This is a genomic window from Litoribaculum gwangyangense (genome assembly GCF_039543505.1).
GTDB lineage: Bacteria > Bacteroidota > Bacteroidia > Flavobacteriales > Flavobacteriaceae > Litoribaculum > Litoribaculum gwangyangense.
This window is the reverse complement of sequence record NZ_BAABJW010000005.1, coordinates 242149-258550: the sequence shown is the minus strand read 5'-3', so window position 1 is coordinate 258550 and position 16402 is coordinate 242149. Positions and strand designations below refer to the sequence as shown.

Annotated in this window: 16 protein-coding genes; 5 read left to right on the top strand and 11 right to left on the bottom strand. The window is 31.7% G+C overall.

Annotation, left to right across the window (positions count from 1 at the left end):
* Nucleotides 1–6 precede the first annotated feature (6 nt).
* From ABD963_RS14830 to ABD963_RS14810, 5 genes are all read left to right on the top strand, one after another.
* Nucleotides 7–1014, top strand: coding sequence for a glycosyltransferase family 2 protein (locus tag ABD963_RS14830; protein ID WP_345278173.1), 1008 nt, complete (start codon nucleotides 7–9; stop codon nucleotides 1012–1014).
* Between the two features lie 140 nt (nucleotides 1015–1154).
* The gene (locus ABD963_RS14825; protein WP_345278171.1) at nucleotides 1155–3080 is read left to right on the top strand and encodes a vWA domain-containing protein; all 1926 of its coding nucleotides are present in this window, start codon (nucleotides 1155–1157) and stop codon (nucleotides 3078–3080) included.
* Nucleotides 3077–4330, top strand: coding sequence for a dihydroorotase (locus ABD963_RS14820; RefSeq protein WP_345278169.1), 1254 nt, complete (start codon nucleotides 3077–3079; stop codon nucleotides 4328–4330). Before ABD963_RS14825 ends, ABD963_RS14820 begins: the two co-directional genes overlap by 4 nt.
* Before the next feature lie 4 nt (nucleotides 4331–4334).
* Nucleotides 4335–4676 carry a hypothetical protein gene (locus tag ABD963_RS14815; RefSeq protein ID WP_345278167.1) on the top strand — a complete coding sequence of 114 codons (342 nt, stop codon included), beginning with the start codon at nucleotides 4335–4337 and terminating at the stop codon, nucleotides 4674–4676.
* Nucleotides 4676–5329, top strand: coding sequence for an alpha/beta hydrolase (locus tag ABD963_RS14810; protein ID WP_345278165.1), 654 nt, complete (start codon nucleotides 4676–4678; stop codon nucleotides 5327–5329). The genes ABD963_RS14815 and ABD963_RS14810 overlap by 1 nt, the downstream gene beginning before the upstream one ends.
* 164 nt (nucleotides 5330–5493) lie before the next feature.
* On the opposite strand, the gene ABD963_RS14805 is transcribed toward ABD963_RS14810, so the two are convergent.
* The 11 genes from ABD963_RS14805 to ABD963_RS14755 all read right to left on the bottom strand — a co-directional run bounded on the left by ABD963_RS14805 (nucleotide 5494) and on the right by ABD963_RS14755 (nucleotide 16398).
* Nucleotides 5494–6198, bottom strand: coding sequence for a response regulator transcription factor (locus ABD963_RS14805; protein WP_345278163.1), 705 nt, complete (start codon nucleotides 6196–6198; stop codon nucleotides 5494–5496).
* Nucleotides 6199–6202: 4 nt separating this feature from the next.
* The gene (locus tag ABD963_RS14800) at nucleotides 6203–7735 is read right to left on the bottom strand and encodes a sensor histidine kinase (protein ID WP_345278161.1); all 1533 of its coding nucleotides are present in this window, start codon (nucleotides 7733–7735) and stop codon (nucleotides 6203–6205) included.
* Nucleotides 7736–7842: 107 nt separating this feature from the next.
* On the bottom strand, nucleotides 7843–8433 hold the full coding sequence (gene coaE, locus ABD963_RS14795) for a dephospho-CoA kinase (protein ID WP_345278159.1): 591 nt from the start codon (nucleotides 8431–8433) through the stop codon (nucleotides 7843–7845).
* Entirely contained in the window at nucleotides 8430–9389 is a 960-nt protein-coding gene (locus ABD963_RS14790) for a CdaR family protein (protein ID WP_345278158.1), read from the bottom strand. The genes coaE and ABD963_RS14790 overlap by 4 nt, the downstream gene beginning before the upstream one ends.
* Complete coding sequence (locus tag ABD963_RS14785) at nucleotides 9386–10393, bottom strand: glycosyltransferase family 2 protein (RefSeq protein WP_345278156.1); 1008 nt, start codon at nucleotides 10391–10393, stop codon at nucleotides 9386–9388. The genes ABD963_RS14790 and ABD963_RS14785 overlap by 4 nt, the downstream gene beginning before the upstream one ends.
* Nucleotides 10394–10465: 72 nt before the next feature.
* Nucleotides 10466–11284: an enoyl-ACP reductase FabI gene (locus ABD963_RS14780; protein WP_345278154.1), complete on the bottom strand. Its 819-nt coding sequence runs from the start codon at nucleotides 11282–11284 to the stop codon at nucleotides 10466–10468.
* 110 nt (nucleotides 11285–11394) lie between these two features.
* Entirely contained in the window at nucleotides 11395–13047 is a 1653-nt protein-coding gene (recN, locus tag ABD963_RS14775; protein ID WP_345278152.1) for a DNA repair protein RecN, read from the bottom strand.
* A gap of 63 nt (nucleotides 13048–13110) precedes the next feature.
* Complete coding sequence (gene porD, locus ABD963_RS14770; protein ID WP_345278150.1) at nucleotides 13111–13998, bottom strand: type IX secretion system protein PorD; 888 nt, start codon at nucleotides 13996–13998, stop codon at nucleotides 13111–13113.
* Entirely contained in the window at nucleotides 13991–15202 is a 1212-nt protein-coding gene (gene coaBC, locus ABD963_RS14765) for a bifunctional phosphopantothenoylcysteine decarboxylase/phosphopantothenate--cysteine ligase CoaBC (protein ID WP_345278148.1), read from the bottom strand. The genes porD and coaBC overlap by 8 nt, the downstream gene beginning before the upstream one ends.
* A gap of 8 nt (nucleotides 15203–15210) precedes the next feature.
* A complete protein-coding gene (locus ABD963_RS14760) occupies nucleotides 15211–15540 on the bottom strand; it encodes a DNA-directed RNA polymerase subunit omega (RefSeq protein WP_345278146.1) in 330 nt (109 codons plus the stop codon).
* A 12-nt stretch (nucleotides 15541–15552) separates the two neighbouring features.
* Entirely contained in the window at nucleotides 15553–16398 is an 846-nt protein-coding gene (locus tag ABD963_RS14755; RefSeq protein WP_345278144.1) for an outer membrane protein assembly factor BamD, read from the bottom strand.
* Nucleotides 16399–16402: the final 4 nt, after the last annotated feature.

Genomic DNA, 16402 nt, shown 5'->3' with positions numbered 1-16402 from the left:
CGGGTCATGCAAAAAAAATTGGTTAGCATACTCATTCCTTTCAAAAATACCGAAGTGTTTATTGCAGACTGTATTGAATCTATAATAAAACAGACCTACACATTTTGGGAAGTTATTATGGTTGATGATAATTCAACTGATAAAAGTTTTGATATTGTTAGTGCCTATGTGGAAAAAGACTCCAGAATAATCCTTCTAAAAAATACAGGAAATGGTATTATAGATGCGCTGCAATTGGCATTTTCCAAAAGCTATGGCGAATTTATAACCAGAATGGATAGTGATGACTTGATGCGCCCCAACAAACTGGAAGTTTTAGTAAACAATTTGTCAAAATATGGTAAAAAACATGTCGCTACGGGGTTGGTAAAATATTTTTCGGATGAAGGTATTAGCAGCGGCTACCAAAAATACGAGCGATGGCTAAATAACCTAACAAAATCGGGAAGTAATTATTCTGAAATTTATAAAGAATGTGTCATTCCGTCGCCTTGCTGGATGATCCATAGAGATGATTTTCTATTATGTAATGCATTTAATCCACACAGATATCCAGAGGATTACGACCTGACCTTTCGGTTTTATAAACATCAATTTAAATGTATCCCTTGTGATCTTATTTTACACGATTGGCGCGATTACAGTTATAGAACTTCTAGAACGCACGAACATTACGCTCAGAATTATTTTTTGGATATCAAACTCCATTATTTTTTGGAAATTGATTACAACCCTAATAAAACTTTAGTGGTTTGGGGTGCCGGATTTAAAGGAAAGCAGGTGGCCAAAACCTTTATTAAAAAAAATATTCCTTTTGAATGGATTTGCGACAACTACAAAAAAATTGGCAAAACCATTTATGGTGAGATTCTAAAACCGTTTCAATATTTAGAAGAATTGGAAAACACACAAAGCGTAGTAACAGTTGCCAATGAGAATGCTCAAAAAGACATTAAAAACTACATGAATAAATTACACTTGAAACCTTTTGAAGATTTTATTTTCATGTGTTGATTTTTATTTCTTTTTAATGGTCACATGTAACCTTTGAAGTTTAAAATAATTCCCAGATGTGTGTTTAAAGATTATTTTAAACATGTTGGTTTGTTCTGTTAATTAAAAAAAATATGTAGCTTTGACAAATCAAAATCAGTATGCAGTTTAAACACCCTGAACTTCTTTACGCCCTATTTTTACTGATTATTCCCATCATTGTCCATTTATTTCAATTACGGAAATTTCAGAAAGTAGAATTTACCAATGTGGCTTTTTTAAAAGAAGCTATCCAACAAACCCGTAAAAGTTCACAACTAAAAAAATGGTTAATTCTGTGTACCAGACTATTACTTTTGGCAGCTTTGGTTTTAGCATTTGCGCAACCTTTCTCTTCAAAAAAGGATGCTTTTAAAACCGAAAAAGAAACGGTAATTTATTTAGATAATTCCTTTAGTATGCAAGCTAAAGGCAGCCAAGGTGAACTTTTAAAACGAGCCATACAAGATCTAATTAATAATATTCCTGAAAATGATAACATAACCATAATCACCAACGACAATACTTATAAAAACACAACCATAAAAGCTATAAAAAATGATTTATTACAACTTCATTATTCTTCAAGCAACTTATCTCTTGATGCTGCTTTATTGAAGTGTAAATCGCTTTTTAGCAATAAAAAAGGCACTTTAAGAAACTTGATTTTTATCAGTGACTTCCAATCAATGAACTCTATTTTTGAATTCAAACCTGATTCGCTCACCAATTTTAATTTTGTTAAACTCGAACCAGTCAACACTAACAATATCGCTGTCGATAGTGCCTATATTTTTGAAACTACAGCCAATACCATAGAATTAAAAACAATATTAAAAAACAGTGGTGCAAGGGTTGATAATCTACCTATTTCATTATACAATGATGACAGACTCATTGCTAAAACATCAGTTGAAATAGAAACCCAGGCCGAAACTACGTTTTCGCTTCCTACTAATCAAATCATAAAAGGTAAAATTTCCATAGATGAAGGTCATTTAGAATTTGATAACAGCTTATACTTTAACATAAACTACAAAGAAAAAATAAATGTTTTAGTTATAAATGAGGATAATGATTCTTTTTTGAGGCGCATTTATAATGAAGAAGAGTTTAACTATACATCAACCTCAGAAAACCAATTAAACTATAACATTATTGACCAACAAAATCTGATTGTTTTAAACGAATTAAGTGCCATTCCTGTAGCTTTAAATACTGCATTAAAGGCATTTACCAATCTTGGGGGATTCTTAATTATTATCCCTTCAAAAAATATAAATACGGATTCTTTCAATCAGTTTTTAATGAATTATAATGCAAGTTTTAGTGACCTGGTTTCATCTGAAAAACGAGTGACATCTATAAATTATGCTCACCCCTTATATAACAATGGTGTTTTTGAAAAACAAGTGAGTAATTTTCAATACCCAAAGGTAAATAGCTTTTATAATCTTTCTTCCAGCAAAGTATCGGCTGTTTTACAATTTGAAGATCAAAAAATTTTCTTAGGGCAAACTGGAAATACCTTTGTTTTTTCGGCTTCACTTAACCTTGAAAATTCAAGTTTCAAAAATTCACCCTTAATTGTTCCCACATTTTACAACATAGCAAAAAAAAGTTTTAAAATACCAGAACTATATTATACCATAGGAAAAGAAAATACATTTGATGTGAAAACGCAATTACAACAAGACGCCGTTTTATCACTTGTAAATAATGACAATAACATCATACCTAAACAAAAAATTTTCAACAATAAAATAGTGGTAACCACTTCAGAAAACCCAAGTAATGCTGATACTTATTCGTTAAAAAACAGGGATGAAATTATAAAATTTGTAAGCTACAACTACGATAGAAATGAAAGTAGTTTGGTTTATTCAAAAATTAAAAACGTAAATGGGATTAATCAAAGTAGTTCTATAACCGATGTTTTTGACAACATAAAAAGTAATACAAAAGTTAACGAGCTATGGAAATGGTTTGTTATTTTTGCTCTAGCGTTATTGATTGTTGAAATGCTCATCTTAAAATTCTTTAAATGAACATACTTATAAAATCTGCCACCATTATTGATTCCAAAAGCGAATTTCATTCTACAACTCAGGATATATTGATTGAAAATGGTACGATTACAAAAATTGCCAAAATCATTAAAAATCCTAATAATTTTCAAGAAATTAGACAAGATAATTTGCATGTCTCACAAGGGTGGTTTGATAGTAGTGTAAGTTTTGGTGAACCGGGTTTTGAAGAACGTGACACCATAGAAAACGGACTAAAAACGGCAGCCGTATCTGGTTTCACAGCAGTTGCACTAAACCCGAATACAAACCCAGTAATAGATTCTAACGCAGACATTGCTTTTATAAAGTCAAAGTCCAACAAAAACCCTGTGACGCTATTGCCCGTAGGCGCATTAACGAAAAATTCAAAAGGTGAAGATTTGGCTGAACTTTTTGATATGCATACAGCTGGCGCCAAGGCCTTTTACGATTATAAAAAACCAATTTCCAATCCTAATTTAATGAAAATTGCCTTACAATATGCCAGTAATTTTGACGGATTGGTTTGCTCATTTCCTCAAGAAAATAAAATTGCAGGTCATGGTGTGATGAATGAAAACATAACTAGCACCAAATTAGGTTTGAAAGGAATTCCATCTTTAGCTGAAGAACTTCAGGTTGCCCGCGATTTGTTTTTGCTCGAATACACGGGTGGGAAATTACATATCCCAACTATTTCATCAGCAAATTCCGTATCACTCATTAGGGAAGCCAAAAAGAAAAAACTGGATGTGACTTGTAGTGTTGCTATTCACAACTTATATTTCACAGATGATGCTTTAAATGATTTTAATACACATTTTAAAGTATTACCTCCTCTTCGCAATAAAACCGATGTAGAAGCCTTAATTGAAGGAGCTAAAGATGGCACTATAGATATGGTTACTAGCGACCACAATCCTATTGATATCGAACAAAAGAAGGTGGAGTTTGATCATGCTGAATATGGAACTATAGGTTTAGAAAGCGCCTTTGGTACTCTTCAGCGTATCTTCACTATTAAAAAAACCATTGAATTACTTACCAAAGGAAAATCTCGATTTGGTATGAATAGCACGTCTATAAATTTGGGAGAAAAAGCAAACATGACGCTTTTTAACCCAGATGTCAAATACACGTTTTCAAAGAGCGATATCGTTTCAAAATCAAAAAATGCTATTTTTGAAAACGAAATCCTAAAGGGAAAGGTTTATGGCATTATTTCAAATAATATTTTGCATTTAAATTAAAACTATGACCAGTCAAGATATTGATAAAGGAAGAACTAATGCTATCATCAGTTATTTAACCATAATTGGAGTTATAGTAGCGTATTATTTAAATAATGAAGATCACAAAAAAAGTGTTTTCGCCAGTTTTCATATTAGGCAATCTCTAGGTTTGTGGTTAACATTCTATGCCTTAGGTTACATAGTAGGTAGCTTTGACAGTTGGCTAATATCATCTGGTTTTTATGTGTTTTTTGTTGTGCTTTTTATTTATGGACTTGTTGGTGCTATAAGTGGAAAAGCCCAAATTGTCCCGTTAGTCGGTACATTCTATCAAAAAATATTCGCAAATTTTGGTTATAAATAATGAATACTTCACTTCCCTTATTTCATATTACCAGACCCTCTATATTAAAGGAAAAAGCGCCATTACTTATTATGTTGCATGGCTATGGTAGTGATGAAAATGATTTGTTTTCATTTGCGCCAGAATTACAAAAAGAACTCTTTATCATTTCAGTTAGAGCGCCATACCCTATGCAACCCTATGGAAATGCATGGTATGCTATTAATTTTGATGCTGAAAAAGGTAAATGGAGTGATAATGAACAAGCTATACAATCACGTGATTTAATTGCAGACTTTATTGATAAGGCTATAGAAAATTATCCTGTTGATAAAAATAATGTTACACTTTTAGGCTTTAGTCAAGGCAGTATTTTAAGTTATGCTGTGGCATTAACATATCCTTTAAAAGTAAGGAATGTTATAGCCCTGAGCGGTTATGTAAATCAAGGGATTTTGCCAGATAATATAAAAGATACAGATTACTCAAATTTAGATTTTTATTGTTCACACGGAAGTGTAGACCAAGTAATACCTGTAGATTGGGCGCGACAAACTGTTCCTTTTTTTAATCGCTTAAACATAAAGCATCAATATTCTGAATTTCCAGTAGGCCACGGTGTGGCACCACAAAATTTCTATGAGTTTCAGGATTGGTTGAGTAAGCGTATATAGTTTAAATTTATTTTGTTAAAAGACATCTAGCTTTAGTCTATGTGTTGAAAACAAATAAATTAATAAGTTGTATAAAACATCAATAAAATTAAATTAATCTAATAAATAGGATAAAAAAAAATCCAACTTAAAAGTTGGATTTTTAAATTTATAACTTATTGCTTTTAGTCGTTTATAACCAACCTAAATCCTTCACCATGTATATTTAATATTTCTACTTTTGGGTCTAGTTTTAAATATTTACGTAATTTGGCTATATACACGTCCATACTACGAGAGGTAAAATAGTTATCGTCTCTCCAAATTTTGGTTAGCGCCAATTCACGGGGCATTAAATCATTTTCATGCAAAGCCAATAAACGCAATAATTCGTTTTCTTTAGGAGATAATTTTACAGGCTCCCCACCGTCAAATTTTAAGAAACGTAGTTTTGAGTTTAAATCGAAACGTCCAATTTTAAACTCAAATTGTTTACTATCAGAAATGGTTTCGGTAGCTTTACGTTGAATAATGGCTTTAATTTTCATTAAAAGGACCTCGCTATCAAACGGTTTGTTTAAATAATCATCAGCACCTACTTTATAACCTTTTAAAACGTCTTCCTTCATCGTTTTAGCGGTTAAGAATATAATCGGTACATCGGTATTCTTTTCTCTTATTTCTTTGGCTAAAGTAAACCCATCTTTATATGGCATCATAACGTCCAAGATGCATAAATCAAAATCATCTTTTTTAAACTTTTCAAAGCCTTCCATGCCATTCTTAGCATGAGTAACTTCATAATCGTTCATCATTAAATAGTCTTTAAGAACGGTTCCAAAATTGGGGTCGTCTTCAACCAACAGTATTCTTTTCTTGTGATCTTCCATTTTGTTAAGATATTAGTGGAAGCCTAATTATAAAGGTGCTTCCTTTGTCTTTTTCTGTTTCTACTGATACATGACCTTGGTGGTCTTCTACAATTCGTTTTACGTAAGCCAAACCTAAACCATGGCCTTTTACATTATGAATATTTCCAGTGTGTTCTCTGTAAAATTTTTCGAACACCTTTTTGGCAGCAGCTTTACTCATACCACTACCATGATCTTTTATTTTCAAAAAAACATTAGTCCCTACATTTTCGGTATAAACTTCTATTTTTGGGGCATCTGGAGAGTACTTTATGGCATTATCCAGAATATTTACAATAACATTTGTAAAGTGAGTTTCGTTTGCCAAAATTGATGATTTCTCAGCTTCAAGAAACGTTTTTATGTAGCCTTGTCTGTCTTCAACTATAAGTTCTACATGTGTAATGGCATCTTCAATTAAGTCGTGCAAATTAACCCTATCCTTACTAATATTTAATTCATTTTTTTCTAGCTTAGATATTCTTAATACATTTTCTACTTGAGCATGCATGCGTTTATTCTCTTCTTTAATCATGGTAAGATAACGAAGCACCTTTTCTTTATCATCGATTATTTTAGGGTTTCTTATGGCGTCCAGAGCTAAATTGATGGTGGCAATAGGTGTTTTAAACTCATGGGTCATGTTGTTAATAAAATCACTTTTGATTTCTGATATTTTACGTTGTTTTATTAATTGATATAAAGCACTCGTATAAGCCAAAATAATAATAGACGTGAAAATTATTGACAACAAAATCATGCCAATTATTGTAGACAAAATAAACTTTCTGTCATCTGGAAAATTTACCAAAAGTTTGTAAAGACTTTGATTGTTTTCGTCATAAAAAATAGGAACACTGAACGTTGAATTTTTAATATTTTCAAAATTATCACTTTTTACTTTAGTTGCTAGATCGTTGCTGTAAATAGCAAATTCAAAATCGATATTAATTCCGTATTTTTTTAGTCTTTCAGTTAATAATTGTCTAATTTCTTCTTGAGAAACTCTTTTATGAATTGGCTTTCTTTTAAATACTTCTTTAAAATTTTTCTTGAAGGATAACTTTTGAGCTTCATCTATTGTACCACTTCGAATAATATTGGTAATGGGACTTTTTAAATCTTTTTCAGGAGATTCCAAATCACTGTATATTTCTGTACTGGAATTACCAATGATATTACTTATATCGAGACTATCTAAACCTATGTCAAAGAGCGAGGAAGAAAGCTTATAATTTTCTTCCAAAACATTACTTTTATAAATGAGCGTTTCTTTAGTGCTATTATTTTTTCTGTATATCAATAATTGCGATACAGCATCCTCATCAGATTTTTTTTCCTTATCTAAGCTTAAATATTCAGCAAAAAATTGTTCAAACTCATTTTCTTCAATGGTATTAGATACATTATTTAATACCGTTACAACATTATACTTAAAACGTTCCTTTTCGTTTTTTACTGAATCGTTAATATAATAAGCTTGAATAGATATTATACCAACAAGCGATAAACTCATTAATATTATTAGTAGGATAAATATTCTTTTGCTCATCAATCAAAATTAACATTTTAACATTTAGCAGTCCTTTGTTTTAACCTTACATTAACAAAAATGTTAAAATACTAGCTATTAATCCTTTTTAAAATCTCATTATGCGTTTTGAGGACTTGCTTTTTGGTATTTGCAATACTAATATTGTTAATAACAAAATCGGATTTATCTATTCTTTTTTTATCGGTCCACTGGTTTTTCATAATGGCTTCAATCCTTTCCTTAGTAGTATTATCACGTTTTAAAAGACGTTCTATACGCAACAATTTATTGGCAGTAACCGTGATAACATAATCACAAAATTTGTCTCCTCCGTTTTCAAATAGAATAGCAACTTCCTTGATGACGTAGGGTGCATTTTGCTTTTTCAACCATTTTTCAAAGTGGTTAGCAACTCTTGGGTGTACAATATTGTTCATTTTTCTTAAATAAACCTTGTCTTTAAAAATGATATCTGCTATGTAAGGTTTATTCAATTTACCATGAATATAAGCTTGGTCTCCAAATAATTCAATAAGCTTTCTTTTAATAATTTTAGATTTTTGCATTAGTTTTTTAGCTTCTTCATCAGCTATATAAACAGGAATGCCTAAAATGGCAAACTGTTTTGCAACCGTTGTTTTGCCACTGCCAATACCTCCAGTAAGCCCTACAATAATCATTTGGTTATTATAAATTCAATGTGTTGTTGACTAATTTTTACATTTTTTACATTCTCCGGAATTTTCGCGAACTCTGGGATTAAAAACGATTGATTATCACCTGTTTTATTATAATCACAAACCACTTTAAAATCTTTATTTGATATTTTACTATAATCACTTAAACTAACATTATAAGATACATTTACTGTTTTCGGAAAATATTTTAATTCTATATCTTTAGGCTTGTTTATAATGGTTATGGGTATGTTTAATGAGCCTTCTGTAAACTTTTCAACCTTGGCTTTTATTAAAACTTGATTATTTGAGAATCTTAAATTCGAATTGTTATTTGGTAATTTCAATTTTACTTTGGATGTCAAATCCGATTTAACAGCGTTAAACATTACGCTATCTGTTTCAACAAAATTAATTTCTGAAACCAAAATATTTGGCCCTACAACAACAATAGAATCGGGTTCTGAGACAAAATCATTTGAGATGTTATATCCTGGACTAAAATTCAGCTTTACGTTCACTTTTACAGGAACCTTTTTAACCATATTTATTCCATACCTAAAGGTTAATGTATCAGGTGATATATTGAGTAACTCAACTTGTTTATCAAACTGTGTATTATTTAAATAAGCCATAGATTTATTCCAAGTAAATACTCCATCCTTTTTATACACATCTTTACTGAAATCAATTTTAATTTTTGGTTTAGATATATAATAATTTAACCATTTAAAACCATGGGTTTTTAGAGTAACAATCAATTTTACCGAGTCGTTTAAAATTATATTTTCCTGAGGCACATTTTGCTTTTCAATTTCGAAAGCCAAAGTATTTGTATATTCTTTAGAAAGTTTAGTCAATAATAAAATAACAATCGACGACAACAAAAACAAGAAAAACACATTTATTTTTCCGTTTCTAAACGAAGTAATAATTTCTAACCTAAGTTTTTTTATCATTTTGATTTAAAAAATAATTTAGGAAAATATGTTTCTGGTTCCATATTCAAAATTGATGTGGCCAAAGTAGATATTAAAAATCCAAAGCCATACCCGAAAAATTGTACAAAAATAGCTATTAATGAAAGTAGCGATACAACTATATTATTATTTGATATTAAAGCTACCATAAAAGCTATTATAAAGTACAAAATATAGGTATAAAATAACCATTTAAAGTTGAAAAATAAGAGCACAACAGATATTATAAAGCCGATACTAAAAACCGTTGGAAACCAATAAGTGATTTTATTTGTTGAAGGATGCCATTGATTTAAAATGGGGCGTACCAAACCAAATTTATAAACCTGCTTGTAAAAGGTTATCCATGAAATACGACGTTTGTGATATACAAAGGCTTCAGGAATAAGTTTAGTTTTAAAACCTAAATTCCAAAGACGAATAGACAAATCAGGATCTTCTCCTGGATGAATATGAGCAAATCCTTTTGAAGCGTGAAAGGCTTTTTTGGAAATACCCATATTAAAACTTCTTGGTTGAAATCTATCCACGCTCTTTTTTTTGCCACGAATACCACCAGTAGTAATAAATGATGTCATGGAAAAATTAATGGCTTTTTGAAGATTAGTAAACGATTGGTGTGCCGTATCGGGCCCTCCAAAACAATCTACAAAATCTTCATTTAAACTTTTTTCAACTTCGTTCAAATAGTTTTTAGGCAAAATACAATCACTATCCAAAATGATAAAATAATTACCTTTAGCATGTAACATTCCATAATTCCGAGAATCTCCCGGACCAGAATTTTTTTTGAAAAAATATGAGATGTTCAGTTTATCATTAAAACTGTCAACCACATTTTTCGATGAATTTGAAGATCCATCTTCAACAATTACAATTTCGTATGGCGTATTAGTTTCCAAAGCTTCAAAACTTTGCAAAAGTTCTTGTATTTCGTCAGGGCGATTATACACTGGAATAATAAATGAAAATTGTAATGGCATAACACAAATGTAACCAATCCAAACAAAAAAGCCACCTTATTAAAGATGGCTTGTTTTGTGATTTTTAAAAATTTATTCTTCTCCCATGAAGGTTTTCATTACTGCATCGCTTACCCCCATATTACTGAAACCACCATCGTTATATAGATTTTGCAAAGTTACACGTTTGGTTAAATCACTAAACATAGCCACAGTGTAATTAGCACAATCTAAAGCCGTAGCGTTTCCAAGAGGCGACATTTTTTCGGCATAAGCAATAAAGCCATCAAATCCTTTTACCCCGCTACCGGCAGTTGTTGGCGTAGGCGATTGTGAAATGGTATTGACACGCACTTTTTTATCGACACCAAAGAAATACCCAAAACTACGGGCAATACTCTCTAAATAGGCTTTGTTATCAGCCATATCGTTATAATCTGGAAATACACGTTGTGCAGCCATATAAGTTAAAGCCACTATACTTCCCCACTCATTCATCGCATCACTTTTGTAAAGTGTTTGCATTAATTTATGAAAAGACATCGCAGAAACATCGGTTCCTTTTTGTGTCCAGTCATAATTTTGGTCTGTATAATGCTTTCCTTTTCTAACGTTTATAGACATCCCAATAGAATGTAAAACAAAATCGATTTTACCTCCTAAAATCTCCATGGATTTATCTACTAAATTCTGCAAATCTTCCAGAGATGTTGCATCGGCAGGAATAATTTGAGATCCGGTTTTTTCAGCTAACTCATTAATCTGACCCATTCGCATGGCTACCGGTGCATTTGTTAAAACAAATGTACCTCCTTCTTCATGAACACGTTCTGCTGTTTTCCAAGCAATGGAGTTAGAGTCTAGAGCTCCAAAAATAATACCTTTTTTTCCTTTTAGTAAATTGTATGACATGTCTGGTTAATTTATGAATTTAATAGTTGCTTTGTATATTTATATGGCTTCAAAGATAATATTTAATTATGAATTTTATAATGGAATCGGGATTCCGAAAGAATGGCAGGCTAATTCAATAATTCTTTAGCATGAGCAATGGCAGATGAAGACATGTCAATCCCCCCAAGCATCTGCGCAATTTCCACAATACGCTCATCGTGATTTAACTTAACCATATTGGTTTGTGTCACTTCATTAACATCTTCTTTAAAAACCTTAAAATGCGAATGCCCTTTAGCCGCGATTTGTGGCAGATGTGTTATGGAAAAAACTTGCATAGTTCTACTCATTTCCAACATAATATCTCCCATTTTATTGGATATTTCACCTGAAACACCCGTATCAATTTCATCAAACATGATAGTTGGCAATTGGATATACTTTGCCAAAACCGATTTTATAGCCAACATAATTCGAGATAACTCACCACCAGAAGCTGCTTTTTTAAGCTCGTTAAAATTACCCCCTTTATTGGCCGAAAACATAAGCGATAATTCATCTTTTCCATTAGTAAAAAACATATCGCTGAAAACCAAATCTATCTTAAACTGGGCATTTGGCATACCCAAACTAAATAAAATAGTTTCGAGTTGTGATTTTAATTTTGGAATAACACTTATTCTTTTGTCATGAATGGTTTTAGAAATGGTATTTAATTCTCTTTCTTTTGAATTGATTTCAGTTTGTTTTTTAGTAATCGTATCATCCAAATTCTCAGTAAACGCTACCTTTTCCTCAAGTTGGTTTTTAATGTTTAATAATTCTGAAATATCATTGGCTACATGTTTTTGCATCAAATTATGAAGCATTTTTAATTTAGCATCAATTACTTCTAACCTATTGGGATCTGCATCTAAACCATCTTGCAGCCTATTTATTTCAGTAAAAACATCATCTAATTCAATCAAACTACTTTGGGTTCTATTAAAAATATCCTCATATTTTGAAGAATAATTTGCTAGTTTTTGAAGCACATTTTTTAAAGATGTAAGCGATGTTAAAACACCTATTTGTTCTTCATTTAATAATTGATAAGCTTCAGAAAGTTTTTCTTGAATACCCTCTATATTATTCAAGGTCTCGTATTCCTCTTCTAGGGTCTCCAATTCACCCTCAACCAATTTTGCTTCTATCAATTCATTAAGTAAGAATGAGTTGTAATCATGTTCTTTTATGGCTTCTGCTTGAAAATTTAAAAGTTCTTTGAACTCTTTTTGTAAATGCTTATAAACCTTTAATTCTTGTCTGTAAATTTGTAAATCTTCATCATTTTTAGCCAAAGCATCAATTACTTGAAACTGAAAATCATTACTTGTCAGTTCCAGAGTTTGGTGCTGTGAATGTATATCTACCAGACGCTCTCCTAAAAGTTGCAAACTATTCAGGTTTACAGGCGAATCATTTACAAAGGCTCTTGATTTACCTGATGGCAAAATTTCCCTACGTATAATGGTTTGCTCTTCGTAATCAAAATCTTCAGCCTTAAAAAGCGCTTTTAAATTATAATTGGAAACATTAAAAACGGCCTCAATAACACACTTCTCTTCCTTATTTTTTAAACTACTCAAATCGGCTCGTTTACCCAATATTAAAGATAAACCACCTAGCAAAATGGATTTTCCTGCTCCAGTTTCGCCCGTAATTATTGAAAAGCCATCGTTAAAATCTACTTGAAGGTTATCGATTAAAGCGTAATTTTTTATGGAAAGTGAGGTTAACAATGTTTTTTAAGCTATAAAAATTTGAAAATAAATATAAGAAAATGCCAATTAAAATAGTTACTCTTAGAACTTAATATTTTGCCATTTACCGCTATGCATTGGTGCCACTTTTTGAAGCGTTTCTTTAACCTTGGCTATGTTCACGTTAGGTCCATCTGTGAAAATTTGTTCAATTTCATCTGCTTTGGCATCAAAAAAAGTTCGAAGCAAAAACGAATTTGGTCTCCTACTGTTCATAGCCTGAAACTGTTGTAAAGATGAGGCTATGACATCTTTACCTTCTTTTGTGTTGTCACTCATAACGTCCAACCCATTTCTGTGGTAATTATACATCACACTTCTATACTCCTTGAAAGTAGGAGATAATACGTTATCAATAAGTGCAAATCTACTTTGCAAACCATCTTCCAATTTCCAACCTTTAAAATTACCTTGTTGTGAATAATTTAGAATGGTTTGTGCCTGTTTATAATACTCATCCCCACCATTTTCCGAAAAGGAATCCGCATCTAAGGCTAGTATCATGTACACATGAAAAGCTAAAACAGATACCAAATTAGATTCAAATTGTGTAGGATTGTAGATCAAATTTTGAAATTCCAGATATTGAAAATTAAAATCCTTGTCATTAAAGCTGTAAAGTGGCGTACCAAAAGATGATCCATAAACCGGACGAGAAGATTGCACTTGCAACGAAGCTTGAAAAGATTCGCCACTGTAGTTGGTTATGTTTATAACCATACTACAATTAATGCGCTCTTGGTTTTTAAAGGTTTTATTGGTCCATTTCGTGTTATTTATAAACTCGGTAAGTTGCTTTTCTAGGGTTTTAAAAATGGGAAAATTTTCATTACCGGTTTGTTGCGCATTTACCACTAAATTGCAATTCAATTCTTGCGAAAATCCATTAAAAACAAAACTGAATAAGAGTATAATTAAAATATTACGCATGAATTACTGATATAATTTTATTTAATAAATCCTTAGCTACTTCAGCTTTAGATTTTAATTCGAATGAGGTGATGGTTTCTTCATCATCAATAAAAGTTACCTTATTGGTATCGCTTTTAAAGCCCGCACCTTTATCATTTAACGAATTTAAGACAATTAAATTTAAATTCTTTCTTTTTAGTTTGTCTTTGGCATTTTCAACTTCATTATTGGTTTCCAATGCAAATCCAACCAAATATTGCTGTTTTTTGATAGCTCCTAAAGAAGCTAAAATATCTTTTGTTTTTTCTAACTCTAAAATTAACGTATTGGAAGTCTTTTTTATTTTCTGAGAAGCTACTTCTTTTGGTCTAAAATCAGCTACCGCGGCAGAAAGAATGGCCACATCTACATCATTGAAATATTTATGTGCCGCTTCAAACATGTCTTGGGCACTCATTACCGGAATAACATCAATTAAATTATGATTCACTTTTTCGTGTGTTGGCCCTGAAATTAAAATAACCTCAGCTCCAAAATTTGCAGCGGCTTTAGCTATTTCAAACCCCATTTTACCGCTGGAATGGTTTCCAATAAAACGTACGGGGTCAATGGCTTCGTAAGTTGGACCCGCAGTAATTAATATTTTTTTTCCACGAAGAGGAAGTTTTCCTAAGATATCATCTTCAATAAAAGCTACAATGTTTTCAGGTTCTGCCATTCTACCTTCGCCAACTAAACCACTTGCTAATTCCCCACTAGTGGCAGGAATAATGATGTTTCCAAAACTTTTCAAGACCTTAAACGAGCGACGTGTGCTTTCGTGCTTATACATATCCAAGTCCATGGCAGGAGCAAAATAAACGGGGCATTTAGCGGATAGGTAAGTTGCTAATAATAAATTATCGCAAACCCCATTTGCCATTTTAGATAGCGTATTCGCCGTGGCTGGAGCGATAAGAAATATATCTGCCCAAAGCCCTAAATCCACATGATTGTTCCAAACAGCGTTTTCATCTTCTTCATTTGTAAAAGATGAAAACACAGGGTTTTTTGAAAGTGTAGATAAGGTTAACGGTGTAATAAAATCTTTTGCAGAAGGTGTCATAACTACTTTGACGTTGGCACCCGATTTTATAAACAATCTTACAAGTGTAGCTGTTTTATAAGCGGCAATACCACCACTAATTCCTAATAGTATGTTCTTGCCGCTTAATATTGACATTTTAAAAATTATTCCTGATTATCTTCCTCAGTATTTCTAAAATAAATTTTATCTGTTAACCATTCTTGAACAGCTAACGCATGAGGTTTTGGTAATTTTTCATAAAATTTAGATACCTCAATTTGCTCTTTGTTTTCAAAGATCTCTTCCAGACTATCATTGTAAGTTGCAAATTCTTCTAACTTATCAATTAATTCTTTTTTGATCTCTGTGTTAATTTGTTCTGCACGTCTTGAAATGATAGAAATAGACTCATAGATGTTATTTGTTGGCTCATCTATTTGATTTCTATCATACGTTACCGTATTAACTGGAGCATTGGTTTTTTTTAAATCCATTTTGATTATAATTTAACTTTGTGTGCGATAATTTTTTAATTCTTCTTCTACAACTATAGCCATTTCATTTACTTCATCCAAGAATTTTGAATTGGTAAATGTCTTTTTAAATGCCTCGGAATATTCTTTTGCCATTTCTAAACGTTGCTTCTTTAGAGCTACCAAACCATCTTGTACGGTATTTTTATATTCAACACTGTTAATGGCTTGTTGGTAAATAGCATCCAGCCTATGAAACATTGCGTCCTCTCGCAAGATTGAACCCGGAAAATCAAAAAGGAAATTGTCAAACGATTTTATGGCCGCATTGAAGTCTTTGGTATATCCTGGTGCAATCACCTTGTATTGTTTAGCAATTTCAAATGCTTTTTTCTCAAGTTTATAATCCAGCTCCTTAATTAAAGTATTAGCCTCTGCAACATACTGAGAATCTGGGAATAAATTTATGAACTCCTGTAATTTTTCGATAGCTTCTTTAGTCTCTGTTTGGTCTTTGGTGTAAATTGGAGAAAGCATGTAATAGCTTTTAGCACCTAAAAACGAAGCCTCTTCTAACTTTTCACTATTTGGGTAACCCGATGCAAAGCGTTCAAACTGATAACCAGATGTATAAAAATCCTCCATTTTGTAAAATGAATTCGAATATAAATACATTAGCTTTTCAGCTTGAGGTTTTCCTCTATAATCTGGCACTATTTGGGCAAAAAGCCTATTGGCTTTTGCGAATTTACCTTCGTTATACAAGTCCTCTCCCATTTTGAATTTAGTTGCAATATCTTCAGACTTTAATGCTTTTTGATATTCACTGCAACTACTTAAAAGCGTGATTGTTAGTAATATGTAAAAAAATTTATTCATAGAT

Bases quoted from the DNA above. Each gene is read 5' to 3' on its own strand.
- ABD963_RS14830 (WP_345278173.1), top strand. From the start codon at position 7: ATGCAAAAAAAATTGGTTAGCATACTCATTCCTTTCAAAAATACCGAA.
- ABD963_RS14825 (WP_345278171.1), top strand. From the start codon at position 1,155: ATGCAGTTTAAACACCCTGAACTTCTTTACGCCCTATTTTTACTGATT.
- ABD963_RS14820 (WP_345278169.1), top strand. From the start codon at position 3,077: ATGAACATACTTATAAAATCTGCCACCATTATTGATTCCAAAAGCGAA.
- ABD963_RS14815 (WP_345278167.1), top strand. From the start codon at position 4,335: ATGACCAGTCAAGATATTGATAAAGGAAGAACTAATGCTATCATCAGT.
- ABD963_RS14810 (WP_345278165.1), top strand. From the start codon at position 4,676: ATGAATACTTCACTTCCCTTATTTCATATTACCAGACCCTCTATATTA.
- ABD963_RS14805 (WP_345278163.1), bottom strand. From the start codon at position 6,198: ATGGAAGATCACAAGAAAAGAATACTGTTGGTTGAAGACGACCCCAAT.
- ABD963_RS14800 (WP_345278161.1), bottom strand. From the start codon at position 7,735: ATGAGTTTATCGCTTGTTGGTATAATATCTATTCAAGCTTATTATATT.
- coaE (WP_345278159.1), bottom strand. From the start codon at position 8,433: ATGATTATTGTAGGGCTTACTGGAGGTATTGGCAGTGGCAAAACAACG.
- ABD963_RS14790 (WP_345278158.1), bottom strand. From the start codon at position 9,389: ATGATAAAAAAACTTAGGTTAGAAATTATTACTTCGTTTAGAAACGGA.
- ABD963_RS14785 (WP_345278156.1), bottom strand. From the start codon at position 10,393: ATGCCATTACAATTTTCATTTATTATTCCAGTGTATAATCGCCCTGAC.
- ABD963_RS14780 (WP_345278154.1), bottom strand. From the start codon at position 11,284: ATGTCATACAATTTACTAAAAGGAAAAAAAGGTATTATTTTTGGAGCT.
- porD (WP_345278150.1), bottom strand. From the start codon at position 13,998: ATGCGTAATATTTTAATTATACTCTTATTCAGTTTTGTTTTTAATGGA.
- coaBC (WP_345278148.1), bottom strand. From the start codon at position 15,202: ATGTCAATATTAAGCGGCAAGAACATACTATTAGGAATTAGTGGTGGT.
- ABD963_RS14760 (WP_345278146.1), bottom strand. From the start codon at position 15,540: ATGGATTTAAAAAAAACCAATGCTCCAGTTAATACGGTAACGTATGAT.
- ABD963_RS14755 (WP_345278144.1), bottom strand. From the start codon at position 16,398: ATGAATAAATTTTTTTACATATTACTAACAATCACGCTTTTAAGTAGT.